Origin of the sequence: Arthrobacter pascens, assembly GCF_030816475.1 — a bacterium.
Classification (GTDB): domain Bacteria; phylum Actinomycetota; class Actinomycetes; order Actinomycetales; family Micrococcaceae; genus Arthrobacter; species Arthrobacter pascens_B.
Genome location: NZ_JAUSXF010000001.1, coordinates 3,425,377 through 3,440,929 on the forward strand (window position 1 = coordinate 3,425,377; position 15,553 = coordinate 3,440,929).

Annotated in this window: 13 protein-coding genes and 1 pseudogene; 7 read left to right on the forward strand and 7 right to left on the reverse strand. The window is 63.0% G+C overall.

Annotated elements, in window-relative coordinates; translation table 11 throughout:
- Positions 1–35: 35 nt before the first annotated feature.
- The 5 genes from QFZ40_RS15660 to QFZ40_RS15680 all read left to right on the forward strand — a co-directional run bounded on the left by QFZ40_RS15660 (position 36) and on the right by QFZ40_RS15680 (position 4,986).
- Positions 36–956: an MSMEG_6728 family protein gene (locus tag QFZ40_RS15660; protein WP_306905547.1), complete on the forward strand. Its 921-nt coding sequence runs from the start codon at positions 36–38 to the stop codon at positions 954–956.
- Between the two features lie 4 nt (positions 957–960).
- Positions 961–1,821, forward strand: a complete 861-nt coding sequence (locus QFZ40_RS15665; protein ID WP_306905548.1) for an NAD-dependent epimerase/dehydratase family protein — start codon at positions 961–963, stop codon at positions 1,819–1,821.
- A gap of 132 nt (positions 1,822–1,953) precedes the next feature.
- Positions 1,954–2,364, forward strand: a complete 411-nt coding sequence (locus QFZ40_RS15670) for a DUF1622 domain-containing protein (RefSeq protein ID WP_306905549.1) — start codon at positions 1,954–1,956, stop codon at positions 2,362–2,364.
- Positions 2,365–2,397: 33 nt separating this feature from the next.
- Positions 2,398–3,030 carry a CG0192-related protein gene (locus QFZ40_RS15675; protein WP_306905550.1) on the forward strand — a complete coding sequence of 211 codons (633 nt, stop codon included), beginning with the start codon at positions 2,398–2,400 and terminating at the stop codon, positions 3,028–3,030.
- A 186-nt stretch (positions 3,031–3,216) separates the two neighbouring features.
- Positions 3,217–4,986, forward strand: a complete 1,770-nt coding sequence (locus tag QFZ40_RS15680) for an HNH endonuclease signature motif containing protein (protein ID WP_306905551.1) — start codon at positions 3,217–3,219, stop codon at positions 4,984–4,986.
- Positions 4,987–5,065: 79 nt separating this feature from the next.
- On the opposite strand, the gene QFZ40_RS15685 is transcribed toward QFZ40_RS15680, so the two are convergent.
- Both QFZ40_RS15685 and QFZ40_RS15690 read right to left on the reverse strand, forming a co-directional pair.
- On the reverse strand, positions 5,066–5,386 hold the full coding sequence (locus QFZ40_RS15685) for a hypothetical protein (protein ID WP_306905552.1): 321 nt from the start codon (positions 5,384–5,386) through the stop codon (positions 5,066–5,068).
- A 116-nt stretch (positions 5,387–5,502) separates the two neighbouring features.
- Entirely contained in the window at positions 5,503–8,007 is a 2,505-nt protein-coding gene (locus tag QFZ40_RS15690) for a Tex family protein (RefSeq protein WP_306905553.1), read from the reverse strand.
- A gap of 139 nt (positions 8,008–8,146) precedes the next feature.
- Here QFZ40_RS15690 and QFZ40_RS15695 point away from each other — a divergent pair, with 139 nt between their 5' ends.
- Positions 8,147–8,443, forward strand: a complete 297-nt coding sequence (locus QFZ40_RS15695; RefSeq protein ID WP_306905554.1) for a hypothetical protein — start codon at positions 8,147–8,149, stop codon at positions 8,441–8,443.
- A 29-nt stretch (positions 8,444–8,472) separates the two neighbouring features.
- On the opposite strand, the gene QFZ40_RS15700 is transcribed toward QFZ40_RS15695, so the two are convergent.
- Positions 8,473–8,907, reverse strand: a complete 435-nt coding sequence (locus QFZ40_RS15700) for a nucleoside deaminase (RefSeq protein ID WP_306905555.1) — start codon at positions 8,905–8,907, stop codon at positions 8,473–8,475.
- 243 nt (positions 8,908–9,150) lie between these two features.
- Positions 9,151–10,221 carry an alkene reductase gene (locus QFZ40_RS15705; protein WP_306905556.1) on the reverse strand — a complete coding sequence of 357 codons (1,071 nt, stop codon included), beginning with the start codon at positions 10,219–10,221 and terminating at the stop codon, positions 9,151–9,153.
- A gap of 214 nt (positions 10,222–10,435) precedes the next feature.
- Here QFZ40_RS15705 and QFZ40_RS15710 point away from each other — a divergent pair.
- Positions 10,436–11,755: pseudogene (locus tag QFZ40_RS15710) on the forward strand (aspartate aminotransferase family protein); the annotation flags it as partial.
- An 83-nt stretch (positions 11,756–11,838) separates the two neighbouring features.
- Here the strand turns inward: QFZ40_RS15710 and QFZ40_RS15715 are convergent.
- From QFZ40_RS15715 to QFZ40_RS15725, 3 genes are all read right to left on the reverse strand, one after another.
- Positions 11,839–12,351 (reverse strand): hypothetical protein, encoded by a 513-nt coding sequence (locus QFZ40_RS15715; protein WP_306905557.1) that lies wholly within the window; start codon positions 12,349–12,351, stop codon positions 11,839–11,841.
- 434 nt (positions 12,352–12,785) lie between these two features.
- Positions 12,786–13,439: a DUF6318 family protein gene (locus QFZ40_RS15720; RefSeq protein ID WP_306905558.1), complete on the reverse strand. Its 654-nt coding sequence runs from the start codon at positions 13,437–13,439 to the stop codon at positions 12,786–12,788.
- 218 nt (positions 13,440–13,657) lie between these two features.
- A complete protein-coding gene (locus tag QFZ40_RS15725) occupies positions 13,658–15,415 on the reverse strand; it encodes a purine-cytosine permease family protein (RefSeq protein WP_306905559.1) in 1,758 nt (585 codons plus the stop codon).
- Positions 15,416–15,553 lie beyond the last annotated feature (138 nt).

The following is a 15,553-nucleotide window of genomic DNA, read 5'->3' on the forward strand; positions in this document are numbered from 1 at the left end:
TTGGCACATCCGGCGCATGCAGTCAGACTGAAGAGATGCAAACCTTCCTTCCGTACCCAGACTTCCGGAAAAGCGCCGCCGCGCTGGACCCCTCCAGGCTTGGCAAGCAGCGCGTCGAAGCGCTGCAGACCCTTCGTGCGCTGGTGATCCCGGAGTACGGCTGGCAGACACACCCGGCCGTGCGCATGTGGATGGGTTACGTACCTGCGTTGACCCTTTATGGCCTGGCCATGGTGGACGAGTGGACCTCCCGGGGCCACGCGGACAACACGCGCGCCAACATCACCGAATTCGCGCCCCAGGCAGCCCATCCGGACTATGCCGCCAAGATCCCGATGCCGCCCTGGCTGGGCGACCCTGACTTCCACCTCAGCCACCGGTCAAAACTGCTCCGCAAGGAACCCCATTTCTATACGTCCCTATTTGGGGATGCCGAGCCGGACCTGGACTACATCTGGCCCGAGCCGAAGCACGAATTCCTGCCGGCGGATCCCGAGGGTGATGTCCTGTGGATCCTGCGGGCCCCACACGCCGAAATCGACCCCCAGGCGCTGGACACTGTCGCGCTGCCGCCGATCAGGCGTGGCACGGCCACTGCCCAGGACAATAGCGGCAGCCAGGATGACTACTCCCCGGTTTTCGCCCAGGAAGGATCCCGCCGGCCGTCCAAGCAGCCGCGCAGGCTTCCGCCGAAACAACTGGTGAAGAAGCCCACCAGGAAGCGAAAGGCACAGGAGGACGCCTTCGCCACCCTCCCGGGCAAGACGGCCGTGGCCGTCCCCTTCGAGGATGGCAGCAAGTTCGCCGTGGGGCAGGTGCTCGGCCGGCCGATCACGCTGGAGGACGGGAGGTTCGGCCGCAACTTCGCTGTCACGGAAATCATCGACCGGTCCTCATTCGATTACCCGGCCCTCCTGCAGGATCCGCGGGTGTTCTTCCCCGTCCCGGCACCCTGATTCGATGACCGTGCTGATAGCCGGCTGCGGCGATCTGGGCACCGAAGCAGGCCTTCGTTTCGCAGCCACCGCCCACCGGGTTGTGGGCTGGCGGCGCTCACCGGAAAAACTGCCGCCAGAAATCGAGGGCGTGGAAGCTAACCTGGCCAGCGCCGGGCTTCCGCCCATCCCGGCGGACACCACCGCCGTCGTCGTAGCCGTCGCCGCGGATTCTCCCACCGAGGACGCCTACCGGGCAGCGTACGTTGACGGGCTGGAACGCGTCCTCAATGCGCTCAAGCGCGACGCTGTTGCGCCCCGGCGGGTGCTCTTTGTCTCCTCCACGGCCGTCTACGGTGATGCGGGCGGCGGCTGGGTTGATGAGAGCACGACGGCGGCTTCCGGCGGATACTCCGGCCGTATCCTTCGTGAGGCCGAGGAGTTGCTGCACGGACAGTTCCACGGAACGGAAACCAGGGGCATCGTACTTCGGCTCGGCGGCATTTATGGCCCGGCCCGGACCCGGCTGATAGACCAGGTGCGTGGGGGCTCCGCGGTTGTTCCCGACCAGCCCCGGTACACCAATCGGATTCACCGGGACGACGCGGCGGCGGCAATCGTCCACCTGATGACTATGAAGTCCATGCCTTCCGCGACATATGTAGGGGTGGACAACTATCCCGCCGAGCTGGGAGAGGTCCTTCGATTCCTGGCCTCCGAGCTCGGAGTTCCCGAGCTACCAGCCGGCCCGGCGGGGGAACCGCGGGGCGGGAACAAACGATGCAGCAACGCGCTGCTCCGGAGCACCGGATTCGAGTTCGCTTTTCCGTCCTTCCGTGAGGGCTACCGCGAAGTCCTGGCCGGAACCGGCGTCCGGCACCCCTAGCCATCCGGCAGCAGCTGACCGTCTACGCTGGTGCCAGGGAAAAGGGCAGGCAGATGTTGTCGGTCGAAGTGCCGTGGCCGCAGAGTGTCGTGGCTGAGTATGTCGTAGGCAGTACGTCGTAGGCAGGGGACTATGGACTTTCAGCAACTCATTGAGGCAGTAGGCAGGTTCATGGACTTCGCCGGCGTGGCTGTCATGGTCATCGGCGCGTTAGTGTCCATCCCCATGGCGCTCCGCGGTTACCAGCCGCGGAGGTTGCCTGCCGGTTCCGAGAAGCTCACCGTTTATCGCGCGTACCGGCAACTCCTGGGGAGATCCATCCTGCTGGGACTTGAGCTCCTGGTGGCTGCGGATATCATCCGCACCGTGGCCGTGACACCCACGTTTGAAAGCGTTGGCGTCCTGGCCATTATCGTGCTGATCCGAACCTTCCTTAGCTTTTCGCTCGAACTCGAAATTACTGGCCGCTGGCCATGGCAGAAGGAGCCTTCCGGGGACTCATCGCAGCCCGCGGAGGCTTCATCTGCAGTAACGTCCAGCTGAACCTATCCGTCCGTTGGTCCTAGGCTGGGAAACATGGCGATCATCCACACAGCTACCCTCATCCCATCCAAAATTGAGCTACTGAGCACGTGGCTGCCCAGCCAGCCCTGGTTCACGGATGGCGATCCCACAGATCTGGTGCGGCTGGGTTCGTTCCGGTTTGACGATCCGGACGGAGAGGTAGGCGTGGAAACGCTGCTCGTGGCCAGCAAGGGCGCCGTTTTTCAGGTGCCTTTGACGTACAGGGGCTCGCCGCTGCAAGGAGCCGAGGCCAGCCTCATCGGAACGATGGAGCATTCAGTTCTCGGGCAACGATGGGCCTACGATGCCGCTGGTGACCCCGTCTACGCGTCCACTTTGGCGAAGGCCATCCTGACGGGACAGCCCCAAGCCGAACAGCTGCTGGACGTCGATGGACAGTTCAAGCGGGTCCCTGACAGCGTGCACCTGCAGACCACGGGCATTCGCCGTACTGAGGTTCCCGTCGTCTCGTCGGCCGTTCCCGAAACGGTGGCAGGCGTAACGACCATTCACACAGGACATTTCGACCTCGTGATTAGTCGCCAACTCAACCTCAGCGGAGGGACTTCCGGACCACAGATACTGACAGCCACGTGGGCTGAGCAGATGGTCCCGGTGCAACTCGCATCTGTCTCTGAAGTCTGACTTCCAACCGCCAACCCGGTCTCTGAAGTCTCACGGCGGAGCCCCAACCCCAGACTCTGAGGTCCGACGGCGGGGCGCCACCCGGGCTCTCTGCAGCATGAGGGCAAAGGCCCAATCAGACTTCCGGCGAGGAACGGTAGGGGGCCTGCGGGCTTTATTGTCAGACCCCCTTGAGATGCTTTGGGTATGGATAGAACAGCAGCGGGGGATGCGTTGGAGGCCTTTGAGGCTTCCATTGCCTTGCTGCTTTCCCATGTGCGGCGCGGATTAGGCAGCTCGATCTCCACAGTTCCTGACCCTCTTCGCGAGCAGTCAGATGCATGCTTGGACGGGCTGGCCGAATCGGCCCGGGTGGAAGCCATGCTGGCCGCCCTTAAAGTGCACCTCAGTACGGGATACGCGGATAAGGCCGCGGCCATTGCGCCGCCGCCGGCAACGCCTCAGGAGCACACCGCCCAGCAAATGGCCGTGGTTGCCGAGGTTGCGTGTGTCCTGACCGTGAGCGAACAAGCCGCCAGTGCCCTCCTTGCCGACTCCCACGCTCTGACCAGTTCCCTGCCGTTGACGCTGGTCGCATTGCAGGAGGGGTCGATTTCGTGGCAGCACGCCCGGGTGATGGTCGATGAAACCACTGGCCTTGACCCGGCCGGCGCGGCAGCCTTGGAGGCACACTTCCTGGCACCTGACCTGCTGAACGTGGAGGCGGAGGCACCCGGCGCTGGGCGGAGCTGTCCGGCCGGGGAGCTGGTCCCGTCCCGGTTCCGGGCCAAAGCCCGCACCTGGCGTGAGCGCCACCACGCCGAAAGCATCCAAAAGCGCCACGCCAAGAGCATTCTGGACCGGCGGGTCGAGTACGCCCCGGACCGGGACGGCATGGCCTGGCTCTCCGCCTATCTGCCCGCCGACACCGCATCCGGGATCTGGGACCGGACCACCACCGCCGCCCGCGCCCTGCAAGGGCCGGAGGAGGACAGGACGCTGACGCAGCTGCGCGCCGACACCGTAGCGGCCTGGCTCCTCGAAGGCACCACCGGCACCGGCAACACGGCCACAATTACGGGCACCGGCACCACGACAGCCGCCACCGGAGCTATGGACGCCGGCACTACTATCTCCGGCGGGGTGCCATCACCCAAAGCCCAGGTCCTGGTCACTGTCCCGGTGTTCGCCCTCATGGGTCTGACTGAAGAGCCCGCCATCCTGGACGGCTACGGCCCGATCCCTGCCTCAATGGCCCGCAGGCTCGTTGCCGACGGCGCCGACTCCTTCCACCGGGTCCTGACCGACCCCCGCGACGGCGCACCCCTGGAAATCGGCCGCACCAGCTACCGCATCCCCACAGCCATGCGGCAATGGCTAAGGCTTCGGGACGGCAAATGCCCCTTCCCCGGCTGCAACAACCACTCCCTGGACAACGAAGCAGACCACCTCCTCGCCTGGACCCACGGCGGAACCACCGGCATCACCAACCTCGGCCAACCCTGCCGCAAACACCACAAACTCCGACACACCACCGCGTGGAAACCAACCCAAGCCACCAAGAACAAACCACCAGGCTGGACCTCACCCACCGGACGCCACTACCAAAGCGAACAACAAAACTGGGAACCACCCCACTGGCCCAACAACGCTATGGATGAAATCCAACATGAAGAACACGGATGGGAACCACCCGGCTGGCCGCGGGAAATCTACAACCTTGAAACCGAGCCGCCCGAATACCCTGGGCTGCCCGAAAATCCAGAGCTAACCGAAGATTCCGAATACCAGGAGCCGCCTGAATATCCAGAGCTTCCCGAGGATTTCTACCCGCGTGAATATCCAGAGCTACCCGAAGATTCGGGATACCCCGAGCCGCCTGAAGGTCCAGAGCTTCCCGAGGAATTCTACGTACCTGAAGGTCCCGAGCTACCAGAGGATTCCATCCCGGAATGGGCGGATTTTTTGCTGGCGTAGATCCATGACGCCCGTCCTGGATTGCCGTGCAGTAAGCCCCCTTCGAACTCAGTAGACCCTCTTGGATCTCGGTCTTGAACTACGCGTCCTGCCAGCCGCGGCCTTCAACAAAGGTGGCCACGAGGGTTCCGACGCCTTCCCGAAGCGAATTCGACGGATCAAAGTACAAGGCAGCTTCCGAGGCACGGCTGTGAGTGATCAGCTGCTCTGCTTCCAACTTTGCTTCCGGCACAGTTGCGCCAACTATGCCTGTTCTGGCCGGCAGCTCGGATGTGTGGACCATCTCGGCGTCGGTCTCCGACAACGGGATGGTGGTGCCGGTGTTGATCTCGTCGTGCGGGAACTCAAACTCTGCATCGTCGGAGGCGGCTGGAATGGTGTACTCCAAGAAGTAAGTCATGGTCCCAGCCTTGCAGAAACTGACCAGCCTAGAAAGTTCCCTCAGCCTTCAAGCATCCCTGCCATGCTTGTGGGACCGAAAAGCCAGCTCCAAAAAACTTAGCGGCGATGAAGGATCTACTTCCCGAGGCCGGCCTTGCGGAGGGCCTCAGCCATGGCTGTGTTCAGCGGTGCGGCTTGAGGCGCCGGGGACCTGTCGCCTGAAGGTTTTGCGGCCGAGCCCCTGCCACGGCCAGCATTCTGCGTTCCCGACGACTTCCTGCGGTCTCCCCGTGTGGCGGAGCCGTTGTCGGAACCTCTGCCTCCTCGAGCAGACCCGCCAGACTCCCGACCATCAGACTCCCGACTACTGGACGACGACCCGCCGGACTCCCGTCCGCCCGGCGCCCGCCCACCGGACGGCGAGGGTTCGTCGTCGAGCCTCAGCGTCAGCGAAATCCGCTTCCGCTCCGGATCCGCCTCCAGCACCTTTACGCGCACAACCTGCCCGGACTTGACTACTTCCCGCGGGTCGGAGACAAAGCGGTTAGCCAGGGCGGAAACGTGGACAAGCCCGTCCTGATGGACACCGACGTCGACGAACGCGCCGAAAGCAGCAACGTTGGTAACGGTACCTTCGAGGATCATTCCGGGCCTGAGATCGGAGATCTTCTCGATCCCTTCTGAAAAAGTGGCGGCGGCAAACGCCGGCCGGGGATCACGTCCCGGCTTGTCCAGCTCCGCCAAGATGTCCTGCACTGTGGGCAGGCCAAAGCTTCCATCCACGAAGTCACGGGGATCCAGGGACGACGCCGGCGCGGAGCCGGCGGCCACGAGAATCTTGCGCGCCACGGCATAAGCCTCCGGGTGCACGCTTGACGCGTCAAGCGGCTCTACTCCCCCGGTGATCCGCAGGAAGCCTGCGCACTGCTCAAACGCCTTGGCCCCCAAGCGCGGAACCTTTTTCAGCTCCGCGCGCTTCGCGAAAGGGCCGTGCTCGTTCCGGTAGGCCACAATATTTTCGCTCAGCAGTGGTCCGACGCCGGCCACCCTGCTCAGCAGCGCAGGCGACGCCGTGTTCACGTCGACGCCCACCGCATTCACGCAGTCCTCCACCACGGCGTCGAGGCTGCGGTCGAGCTTGGACGCGGTGACATCATGCTGGTACTGCCCCACTCCAATGGACTTTGGATCGATCTTCACCAGCTCGGCCAGAGGATCCTGCAGCCGGCGCGCAATCGATACAGCCCCGCGCAAGGACACGTCCATTCCCGGCAGCTCGGCCGCAGCCAGGGCCGACGCCGAATACACTGACGCCCCGGCCTCCGACACCACAAGCTTTTGCGGCTTCCGGTCGCTCCCGGAAAGCAGCTTGATCAGTTCCGCCGCGAGTTTGTCCGTCTCCCGGGAGGCCGTACCGTTTCCGATCGCCACGAGCTCGACGTCGTGCTGCCGCGCCAGCCGGACCAACGTCGCCAGGGATTCATCCCACTTCCGCACCGGTGCGTGGGGATACACCGTGTCAGTAGCCACCACCTTGCCTGTTCCGTCAACTACGGCAACCTTCACACCTGTCCGCAGCCCCGGGTCCAGGCCAAGGGTGGCACGGTTACCTGCAGGCGCTGCAAGCAGGACATCGCGCAGGTTGGCGGCGAACACCCGCACAGCCTCGTCCTCGGCCGCTGTAAACATCCGCCCGCGCAGATCAGCGGTGAGCCGAGCAAGCACCCGCGAACGCCAGGCCACCTGGGCAGTCTGCACAAGCCAGGCATCTGCGGGGCGGCCCCTGTCCGTAACTCCGAGGCATTTTGCCACGGCGGATTCGTAGCGGGAGCGCGCGGCGGCGAGGGCGTCGTCGTCGTTCGGGTCCGCCTCGGTGAGATCGAGCTCCAGAATGCCGTCCTTCTCACCGCGCAATAGCGCCAGCACCCGGTGAGAAGGCATTCCGGACGGCGCCTGGGCAAAGTCGAAGTAGTCCGCGAACTTCTGACCCTCCGCCTCTTTTCCCTTCTTCACCCTCGACACCATCCGGCCCTGGGTCCACAGCCGGTCCCGCAGTGTTCCGGCGAGGTCAGGGTCCTGGGCCACTCGCTCCACGAGGATGGAACGGGCACCAGCCAGCGCGGCGGTGGAGTCATCGATGGCATGATCCGGGTTCAGGTATTTGGCAGCCTCGCGCTCCGGGTCCAGCTCCGGCCGCTTCAGGAGGGTTTCGGCCAAAGGTTCAAGCCCGGCTTCCCGTGCGATCTGGGCCTTCGTCCGGCGCTTGGATTTGAACGGAAGGTAGATGTCCTCCAGCCGGGATTTGGTATCGGCGGCGAGGACTGCCCTCTGGACTTCCGGAGTGAGCTGCCCTTGGGCGGCAATCACTTCAAGCACCGTCCGACGGCGGTCCTCGAGTTCGCGGAGATAGCGCAGGCGCTCGTCGAGCTCGCGGAGCTGAGTGTCGTCCAGAGTCCCGGTCGCCTCCTTGCGGTAGCGGGCAATGAACGGGACAGTGGACCCGGCGTCGAGCAACTCCACGGCCGCCCGGACCTGCCACGATTTCACACCCAGTTCGGCGGCAATCTGGGTGTTGATCGCGTTTTCCGGCGCTTCGGCCGGGGACGTGGGGGCGGACGTGCGCTGCGGGAGTTGGGTCACCAGAACATCTTGCCCTACAGACCAGCGTGTCTCCACTGGCTTTCAGTTGGTCCCGCTGCGGTAGGTATTCCGCTCCGGGCCTCTAAGTGCTGTAGTGGAGGTGCCGTCACCGGTAATCATTCGCGAGGAAGAGGCCACCATGCGGGAATTGCTGATCGTCTTCCAGGATGGGTTTGAAGAGGCCAACATCACTGTCACGGTCAATGGCAAGCAGGTGCGGCGGGACTTGGGCGTTTCCACCAACCCCCTCCTGGGAATGGCCTCCGAAGTTTCAGTTGAATTGCCGGCCAAGGGCGCGCATGTAGGGGTCGAGGTCACCAACCGGGGGCTCAAAGCGATCACCAAGGTCAGCGGAAAGCCTAAGAGCCTGCTTGTTTCGATTGAGGACGGCAGGCTGATGATGCGCGAGGGCACAGGCCGGGAGGCGTTCCTTTAGATGCCCGCCTCGAGCTCCTGCCGCCTCCGTTATTTGGCGATGTCCTCGGCCCAAAGTTCAGCATGGTCGCGCTGGAAGTTGCGCATCATGTCAACGCAGCGCTCGTCATTCAGCACCACTACCTCCACCCCGCGGGAGCGCAGGAGATCGAATTCGCCGGGAAAGGTCTCTGCTTCTCCCACCACGACTTTCGGGATTTTGAACTGGATGATGGTTCCAGTACACATGGCACATGGGGCAAGTGTCGTATAGAGCACGGTATCCCGATAGCTGCGCTGGCGCCCGGCCGCACGGAGCGCTGACATCTCGCCGTGGGCAATGGGATCGCCTTGCTGGACCCTCTCGTTGTGTCCCGTCGCAACGATCTCCCCGCCGCGGGCCAATGCCGCACCAATGGGAATGCCGCCTTCGCTGAGGCTCTTCTGGGCGGCTTGGAATGCGGCTTCGAACACCGGATCGGTCATGGGCAAAGCCTACCCGGGAGATGGCTCCGGAATGGCGTGCTACCGCCAGAAAGCTTCCGATAATCCATTCGGTGGAGTATCATTGATGCTACCGCCGGGCCTTAATAACCCGACGGGCCACTTTACAAAATGGGGCCAAGAAAGCCGTCGGATGGCTTTTGGCCCACGCTGCCGGGACAGCACACCGAGCAGCAAGCGACGGCGGCACCCAAGCCGGGTGCCGCCGTCGTCGTTAACTTCTTGCTAGCTCTGGTAGGCGGGGTAATCTGTGTAGCCCTTGGCGCCTTCGCCGTAGAAGGTGGAGGGATCCGGCTCGTTCAACGGGAGGCTTTCCTTCCATCGCCGAGCCAGGTCCGGGTTGGCGATGGCGGCGCGGCCAACCACTACTGCGTCTGCATAACCGTCGGCAACCAGCGCAAACGCTGCGTCGCGGGTGGTGACAACGCCGAAGCCCGTGTTCACCAGGAACGTTCCGTTAAAGCGCGAGCGGAGATCCTGAACGAGCTCGTCGGTCGGCTCGTGGTGGAGGATGCTCAGGTACGCGAGGTTCAGGGGCGCAATGCTGTCCACCAGTACCTCGTAGGTGGCCCGCACGTCGGCAGCATCTGTTTCGGCGATGCCTTGGACGTTATGCTCCGGCGAAATGCGGATGCCCACCCGGCTGGCGCCAAGCGCTCCGACTACGGCGTTGACCGTCTCGATCACAAAGCGGGCACGATTTTCGGGTGAACCGCCATAGCTGTCCGTGCGGACGTTGGAGTTCGGTGCCAGGAACTCGTGCAGGAGATACCCGTTCGCCGAGTGCAGTTCCACGCCGTCGAACCCTGCCTCGATCGCGTTGCGCGATGCCCTGACGATCTCCTGGATGACCACGAGAAGCTCATCGGTGGTAAGCGCATGCGGCACCGGGTACTGCTGCTTGCCGACCGGAGTGCGGACCTCGCCCTCGATGGCGACAGCGCTGGGGGCCACGATCTGGTGGCCGCCGGTGATGTCCTGGTGGGAAACCCGGCCGCCGTGCATGATCTGGGCGAAAATCCGGCCACCTTCAGCGTGGACGGCCTCAGTGACTTTCTTCCAACCGGCGATCTGCTCTTCGGTGAACAGACCGGGCTGACCCGGGTAGGAACGTCCTGCGGGGCTCGGGTAGATGCCCTCGCTCACAATCAGTCCCAGGGATGCGCGCTGCCGGTAGTGCTCAACGACCAGCGGCCCGGGAATGCCTTCATCGCCGGAACGCACGCGGGTCAGGGGCGCCATCACCAGGCGGTTCGGCAGTTCGAGCTCACCAAGGGTCAACGGGGAAAACAGCATGCGCGGTTCCTTTCAAAGGCGGGTTGCTTCTGCTGTGCCCAACTGTCCCGGCGTCTGCAACTATTCCTGATGAGACGGGAATCACGGCATGTATTCCCTGTCCTGCTTAGGCTCCGGAGGGCCGCCCGCCCAGCGCCACGGCTATGGACGCTGGCCTATGACGGTGCCATGGTGAAGCCATAGGGGTGGACAGTCCGGCACCAAAGCAACGGAGGATGTCATGAATCTCGACGACTTGGTCTTCCATCCCTGGTCTCTACAGGGGCCTCGCGATGTGCCCACCTTGGTCGGCGGCTCCGGGAGCTACGTCACCGACATCAGCGGGAAGCGTTACCTGGACTTCAGCTCCCAGCTAGTGTTCACCAACCTCGGCCATCAGCATCCGCGCATCGTTGCTGCGATCAAGGAACAAGCCGACCGGCTCTGCACGCTCGCGCCCGGGAATGCGTCCGACATCAGGGGCGAAGCGGCGCGGCTGATTGTGGAGGTAGCTCCTGGGCACCTCGGGCACGTCCTGTTCACCACCGGCGGCACGGAGGCAATCGAGCATGCGGTGCGGATGGCGCGCCTGTACACCGGACGGCCCAAAGTGCTCGCCGCCTACCGCTCCTACCATGGCTCTACATCGACATCGATCCACCTGACGGGCGACCCGCGCCGCTGGGCCTCGGACACGGGCATGGCGGGTGTAGTCCACTTCTTTGGACCTTTCCTTTACCGGTCGGCGTTCGGGTCTGCGACGCCCGAGGAAGAGTGCGAGCGGGCGCTCGCCCATCTGGAGCAGGTGATCCTCCTAGAGGGCCCGTCCACGATCGCCGGGTTGGTCCTGGAATCGGTGACCGGCAGTTCGGGCGTCCTCGTGCCGCCGGCCGGCTACCTGCGTGGGGTCCGCGAGCTCTGTGACCGTCACGGCATCGTGTACATCGCCGACGAGGTGATGGTCGGCTTCGGACGTACGGGAGCATGGTTCGGCGTCGACCACGACGGCGTGGCGCCCGACCTGCTGGCGTTCGCGAAAGGCGTGAACTCCGGGTACGTGCCGTTGGGAGGCGTGCTGGTAGGCGACGAGATCTACGACATGTTCACCAAACGCCCCTACCCTGCGGGCATGACCTACAGCGGTCATCCACTCGCCTGCGCAGCAGCCGTTGGCGCGATCAACGCGATGCACGAGGAGGACACTGTGGGCGCAGCCGCACGCCTCGGCACGCACGTCCTGGGGCCGGGCCTTAGGGAACTTGCCGAGAGGCACGAGTCGGTCGGGGATGTTCGCGGCATCGGTGGTCTTTGGGCCATTGAACTGGTTCGCAATCGACTGACCAAGGAACCGCTCGTACCGATGGGAGCCAGTGGCCCGGCGAACGCGCCGATGGTTTCCGTCGCCAAGGCGTGCCTGGACCGGGGCCTCATGACGCTGGTCCTGGGCAACCGGGTGCATGTCGCTCCCCCTCTCAACGTGAATGACTCTGATGCCGCCACGGGCCTAGCCATCCTGGACCAGGCATTGGCTGTTGCCGACACCTTCGTGACCTGAATGAGGGCTGGCCACGCGACGGCTGAGCAGCAGGGGGATGCGGCGAGGTGGGGTCATTTTTGTTGCTGGATTAGGTTGGTGGGTTAGGGAGCCACGACGCCGGGGCAGCCTTGTCCGTGTGGGTTCTGATTGCAGTCGTCAGCGTAGTTCCGGGTGATGGAGCGCCATACGCTGATGGTCTGGGGCGGGGCGCTGAATTGGCCCTGACCCGGGATGGGCAGGGGCGGCCCGCTGTTCACCGAATAGGTTCCTCGGAAGGACGTTGTCAGGACGACTTGGAAGTCACCCGTGTTGGTGTAGGCGTGACTTGTCCGGGTCTTCTCGCCCCAGCGCTCCTGCGGCAGGGGCCCGCCCATGGACTGCTGCGGACCAAGCACGACGCCGTCCCCGTAGTTCCAGGTGTACTGAACAGGAGTGGCGATGACGTGAACCTTCTGGCCGAACATCATCACATCGAACTGCTGTTCTCTGGCATCGGCATAGAAGTTGGTCTCGGCCCCTCGGAGGGTGTGCGGACTGGGCTGGGCCACCACTGACCCGGCAATAATCGGCAAGCTCTGGAACTGTTTCTGGATTTCGGCGGCAATGCGGGGCAACAAATCCTCGGGCTTGGCGTCATAGAGGCAGGTTGGGCCTGAGTGGAATGACCAGACGGCGCCAGGAACACCACGTGGCTTCGAGTACCAGATGACTGGAATGCCTTCCTTACCCTCCGGCCCGTTCCTGCATTCAACTATTGTGGAAAGACAAGGCGTGTTGAATTCCCCTCCGCCGAGGTGGCACTGCAGTTCGTATTTGTAGTCATTGGGGTCGGTGTTTACAGTGCCAGGTTGAGCAATACTAAATTCGCCAGTACCGGGGTCAGGCACCCAAATATCAGCCCCTACGCGAACTCCGGTGTTTACAAAACCCCCGCCGATCCGTGGCTTCGAATCCGAAGCGTCTTCGGCGCGGGCAGTCAAAAGAAACGTCATCAAAAGCACCACACAGCAGGCGAGGACTGTGAGGGCCTTGCCTAAGTAAGCCATGGCTACCGGATCAAACCTAGGTCGTTGACCAGCCATCCTGCGTCGGCGAACTTCACCATCGCGACGCTTCCCGCATTTGTCGCAGCTGTCTTCTCTTGATAAGGGCTTCCGTCCTGGTTATGAATTACCAGTTCCTTCTGCAGTACTTGAAGAACCACCTGCATAGAGCCGTCGGCGGAAGACTTGGCGGTAGCAACCGGAATTTCTATTTGGCCGCCGGAAATCCATTTACCATCAGCCCAAGCAGCTTCGATATCGTCAACGAGTCCGTGGCAGAAGGCGCACTCAGCTTTGGAAAGCTTCGATAAAGCAACAGTGTCACCCGTCTCATACGCGTAGCTCAGAATGGAGAACCAATACTTCGTAAAAGCCTCCGCCCCCTCCTTCGTCTCCGTCTTTGCGACCTCGGGCAGGACGGGAACGGGGACGTTTTGGGCGGGGCCGGAGGCGTCAGCTGGTTTGTAGACCGCGCTGGGCGTCGGGGTCGGGCTGGGTGAAGTACTGGCCGACGTTGATTCTGAAGCAGCCGGGGATGATGTGCCGGGATCTGCAGGCGCTCCCCCCGCGCATCCGGCCAGCGCAACCGAAGCAGCAATAACAGAGGCAACTGCGCCGGATCGTATTCCACGGGACACAAAAACGTTGAGTGATGCCATGGGCAGCTATTCCCCCGATAGTTTGCAGACGCCTGGCTACGAACAATGACTTAAGGGTAGCCCAGGCTACATTTCGGTGATCAAAGTTATCCACAGGCACCCCGCCATCGTTTTACCATCGTGGCGGGTCAATGGAAAGTCAAAAATGCGGAGGCCGGCGCATAAATGCACCGGCCTCCGCAAAAATTCAACGGCTCTACAGCATTGAATACAAAGCCCTACTTCCCCGCCGGCAGCACCAGCTCTCCCGTCTTGTCAGTCGACAAGGCCAGCGATGAAACATACTGGGGGCCGCCGTCGGGCGCGTCCTGGGCGGAACGGATCATGTCCGGGCGTTCGAACTCCAGCCCGGTGACGTGGCAAAGAAGTTTCTGATCGCTGGGGTTCCCGTCGGCGTCGAACATGGGCAGGTCGATGCCGTCGTCGGTGCGCCGCAAGTAGTACCGGCCCTTCGTGAGCACGGCCAGGGCCGGCGCCAACACCAGGGCAAGCCCGACGGCGAAGATCGGCGAGTACGGCTGGATGGCTGCACCGAACGCCCCAAAGAAGACCGCGATCGAGACGCCGGCGGAAACCAGCATGGAAACAAACCCGACCGGATTCACCGCGTAGAGCATGCCTCGACGGAATTCCGGTACCTTCGGCGAAATCTTGAGCAGGTACTTGTTGATCGCGATATCGGATGCCACGGTGACCACCCAAGCCATGGCGCAGTTGGCGTAAAAGCCCAGGATGGTGCTCAGGAAGTCGAACATATTGGCTTCCATCAGGACCAGGGCGATCACGAGGTTCACCACGACAAACACCATCCGGCCGGGATAGGTCTTGGTGACGCGGGTGAAGCTGTTGGTCCAGGCCAGCGACCCGGAGTACGCATTCGTGACGTTGATCTTGATCTGGGAAATGACCACCAGCACTACGGCCAGGCCCATCGCCAGCCAGGCCGGCATCATCTCCTGGTAGACGCCAAGGAATTGGTGGACCGGCTCATTGGCGTGAACGGACGCGGCCGGATCAAGGGTGGCAATCAGGTAGATGGCGATAAACATGCCCACCACCTGCTTGATGGCACCGAATATCACCCAGCCGGGCCCGGCCAGGATCACAGCCCTCCACCAGGCGCCCTTGTTCTCGGCAGTTTTGGGCGGCATGAACCGCAGGTAGTCGATCTGCTCGGCAATCTGCGCCATCAGGGAGAGACAGACGCCGGCGGCCAGCATCACCGAGGCGAGGTTGGGACCCCCGGCACCGGACTCACCGGTGTAGGCAAAAAAGCCGTCGATGCTCTCTGGATGTGAAACCAGCAGGTATCCCACCGGCACCACCATGAGGAGCAGCCACAACGGAGTGGTCCACACCTGCAGCTTGGCGAGAGTGTTCATGCCGTAAATGACCAGCGGAATGATGATCAGCGTGGATGCGGCATACCCCAGCCACTGCGGAATGCCCAGGCCGAGCTCCAGGCCCTGGGCCATAATGGAGCCTTCCAGTGCGAAGAAGATGAACGTGAACGTCGCGAAGATGACGTTGGTGACCACTGATCCGTAGTAGCCAAACCCGGATCCGCGCGTAATCAGGTCCAGGTCTATGTTGTACCGCGCGGCGTAGTACGCAAGCGGGAAGCCCGTGGCGAAGATGATCACAGCCGCCACTACGATCCCGAAGATTGCATTGATAGTGCCGTAAGCGATGCCGATGTTTGCTCCGATGGAGAAATCGGCCAGGTACGCGATACCGCCCAGGGCACTCGTGGCCACTACGCCGGCGCTCCACTTCCGGTAAGAGCGCGGTGCGAACCTGAGGGTGTAATCCTCCAGGCTTTCCCTGGTTGCGCTCAGCGCTGCTGCGTTTCCCGCCCCCGCTTCCGCTGTGGCAGTGCCAGGCGGACCGGCAGTGCCAGTAGGACCGCTGACGACGGCGGCCCGGCCTTCCGCCGTCGGCTCAAGTAGTTGGGTACTCTCCAGGTCATTGCTCATGCTGGCCGTCACTTTCCTTGCTGAAACTGGATGTCGGAAGGTCTACTGCGACGCTAGCCAGCTGGAACGACAGATCTGTCACGGCCTTGTTTCAGTGGCGTTAAGTGTTGACAAGCGAGTGAAGCCCCTTTAACCAAT

Bases quoted from the DNA above. Each gene is read 5' to 3' on its own strand.
- QFZ40_RS15660 (WP_306905547.1), top strand. From the start codon at position 36: ATGCAAACCTTCCTTCCGTACCCAGACTTCCGGAAAAGCGCCGCCGCG.
- QFZ40_RS15665 (WP_306905548.1), top strand. From the start codon at position 961: ATGACCGTGCTGATAGCCGGCTGCGGCGATCTGGGCACCGAAGCAGGC.
- QFZ40_RS15670 (WP_306905549.1), top strand. From the start codon at position 1,954: ATGGACTTTCAGCAACTCATTGAGGCAGTAGGCAGGTTCATGGACTTC.
- QFZ40_RS15675 (WP_306905550.1), top strand. From the start codon at position 2,398: ATGGCGATCATCCACACAGCTACCCTCATCCCATCCAAAATTGAGCTA.
- QFZ40_RS15680 (WP_306905551.1), top strand. From the start codon at position 3,217: ATGGATAGAACAGCAGCGGGGGATGCGTTGGAGGCCTTTGAGGCTTCC.
- QFZ40_RS15685 (WP_306905552.1), bottom strand. From the start codon at position 5,386: ATGACTTACTTCTTGGAGTACACCATTCCAGCCGCCTCCGACGATGCA.
- QFZ40_RS15695 (WP_306905554.1), top strand. From the start codon at position 8,147: ATGCGGGAATTGCTGATCGTCTTCCAGGATGGGTTTGAAGAGGCCAAC.
- QFZ40_RS15700 (WP_306905555.1), bottom strand. From the start codon at position 8,907: ATGACCGATCCGGTGTTCGAAGCCGCATTCCAAGCCGCCCAGAAGAGC.
- QFZ40_RS15705 (WP_306905556.1), bottom strand. From the start codon at position 10,221: ATGCTGTTTTCCCCGTTGACCCTTGGTGAGCTCGAACTGCCGAACCGC.
- QFZ40_RS15720 (WP_306905558.1), bottom strand. From the start codon at position 13,439: ATGGCATCACTCAACGTTTTTGTGTCCCGTGGAATACGATCCGGCGCA.
- QFZ40_RS15725 (WP_306905559.1), bottom strand. From the start codon at position 15,415: ATGAGCAATGACCTGGAGAGTACCCAACTACTTGAGCCGACGGCGGAA.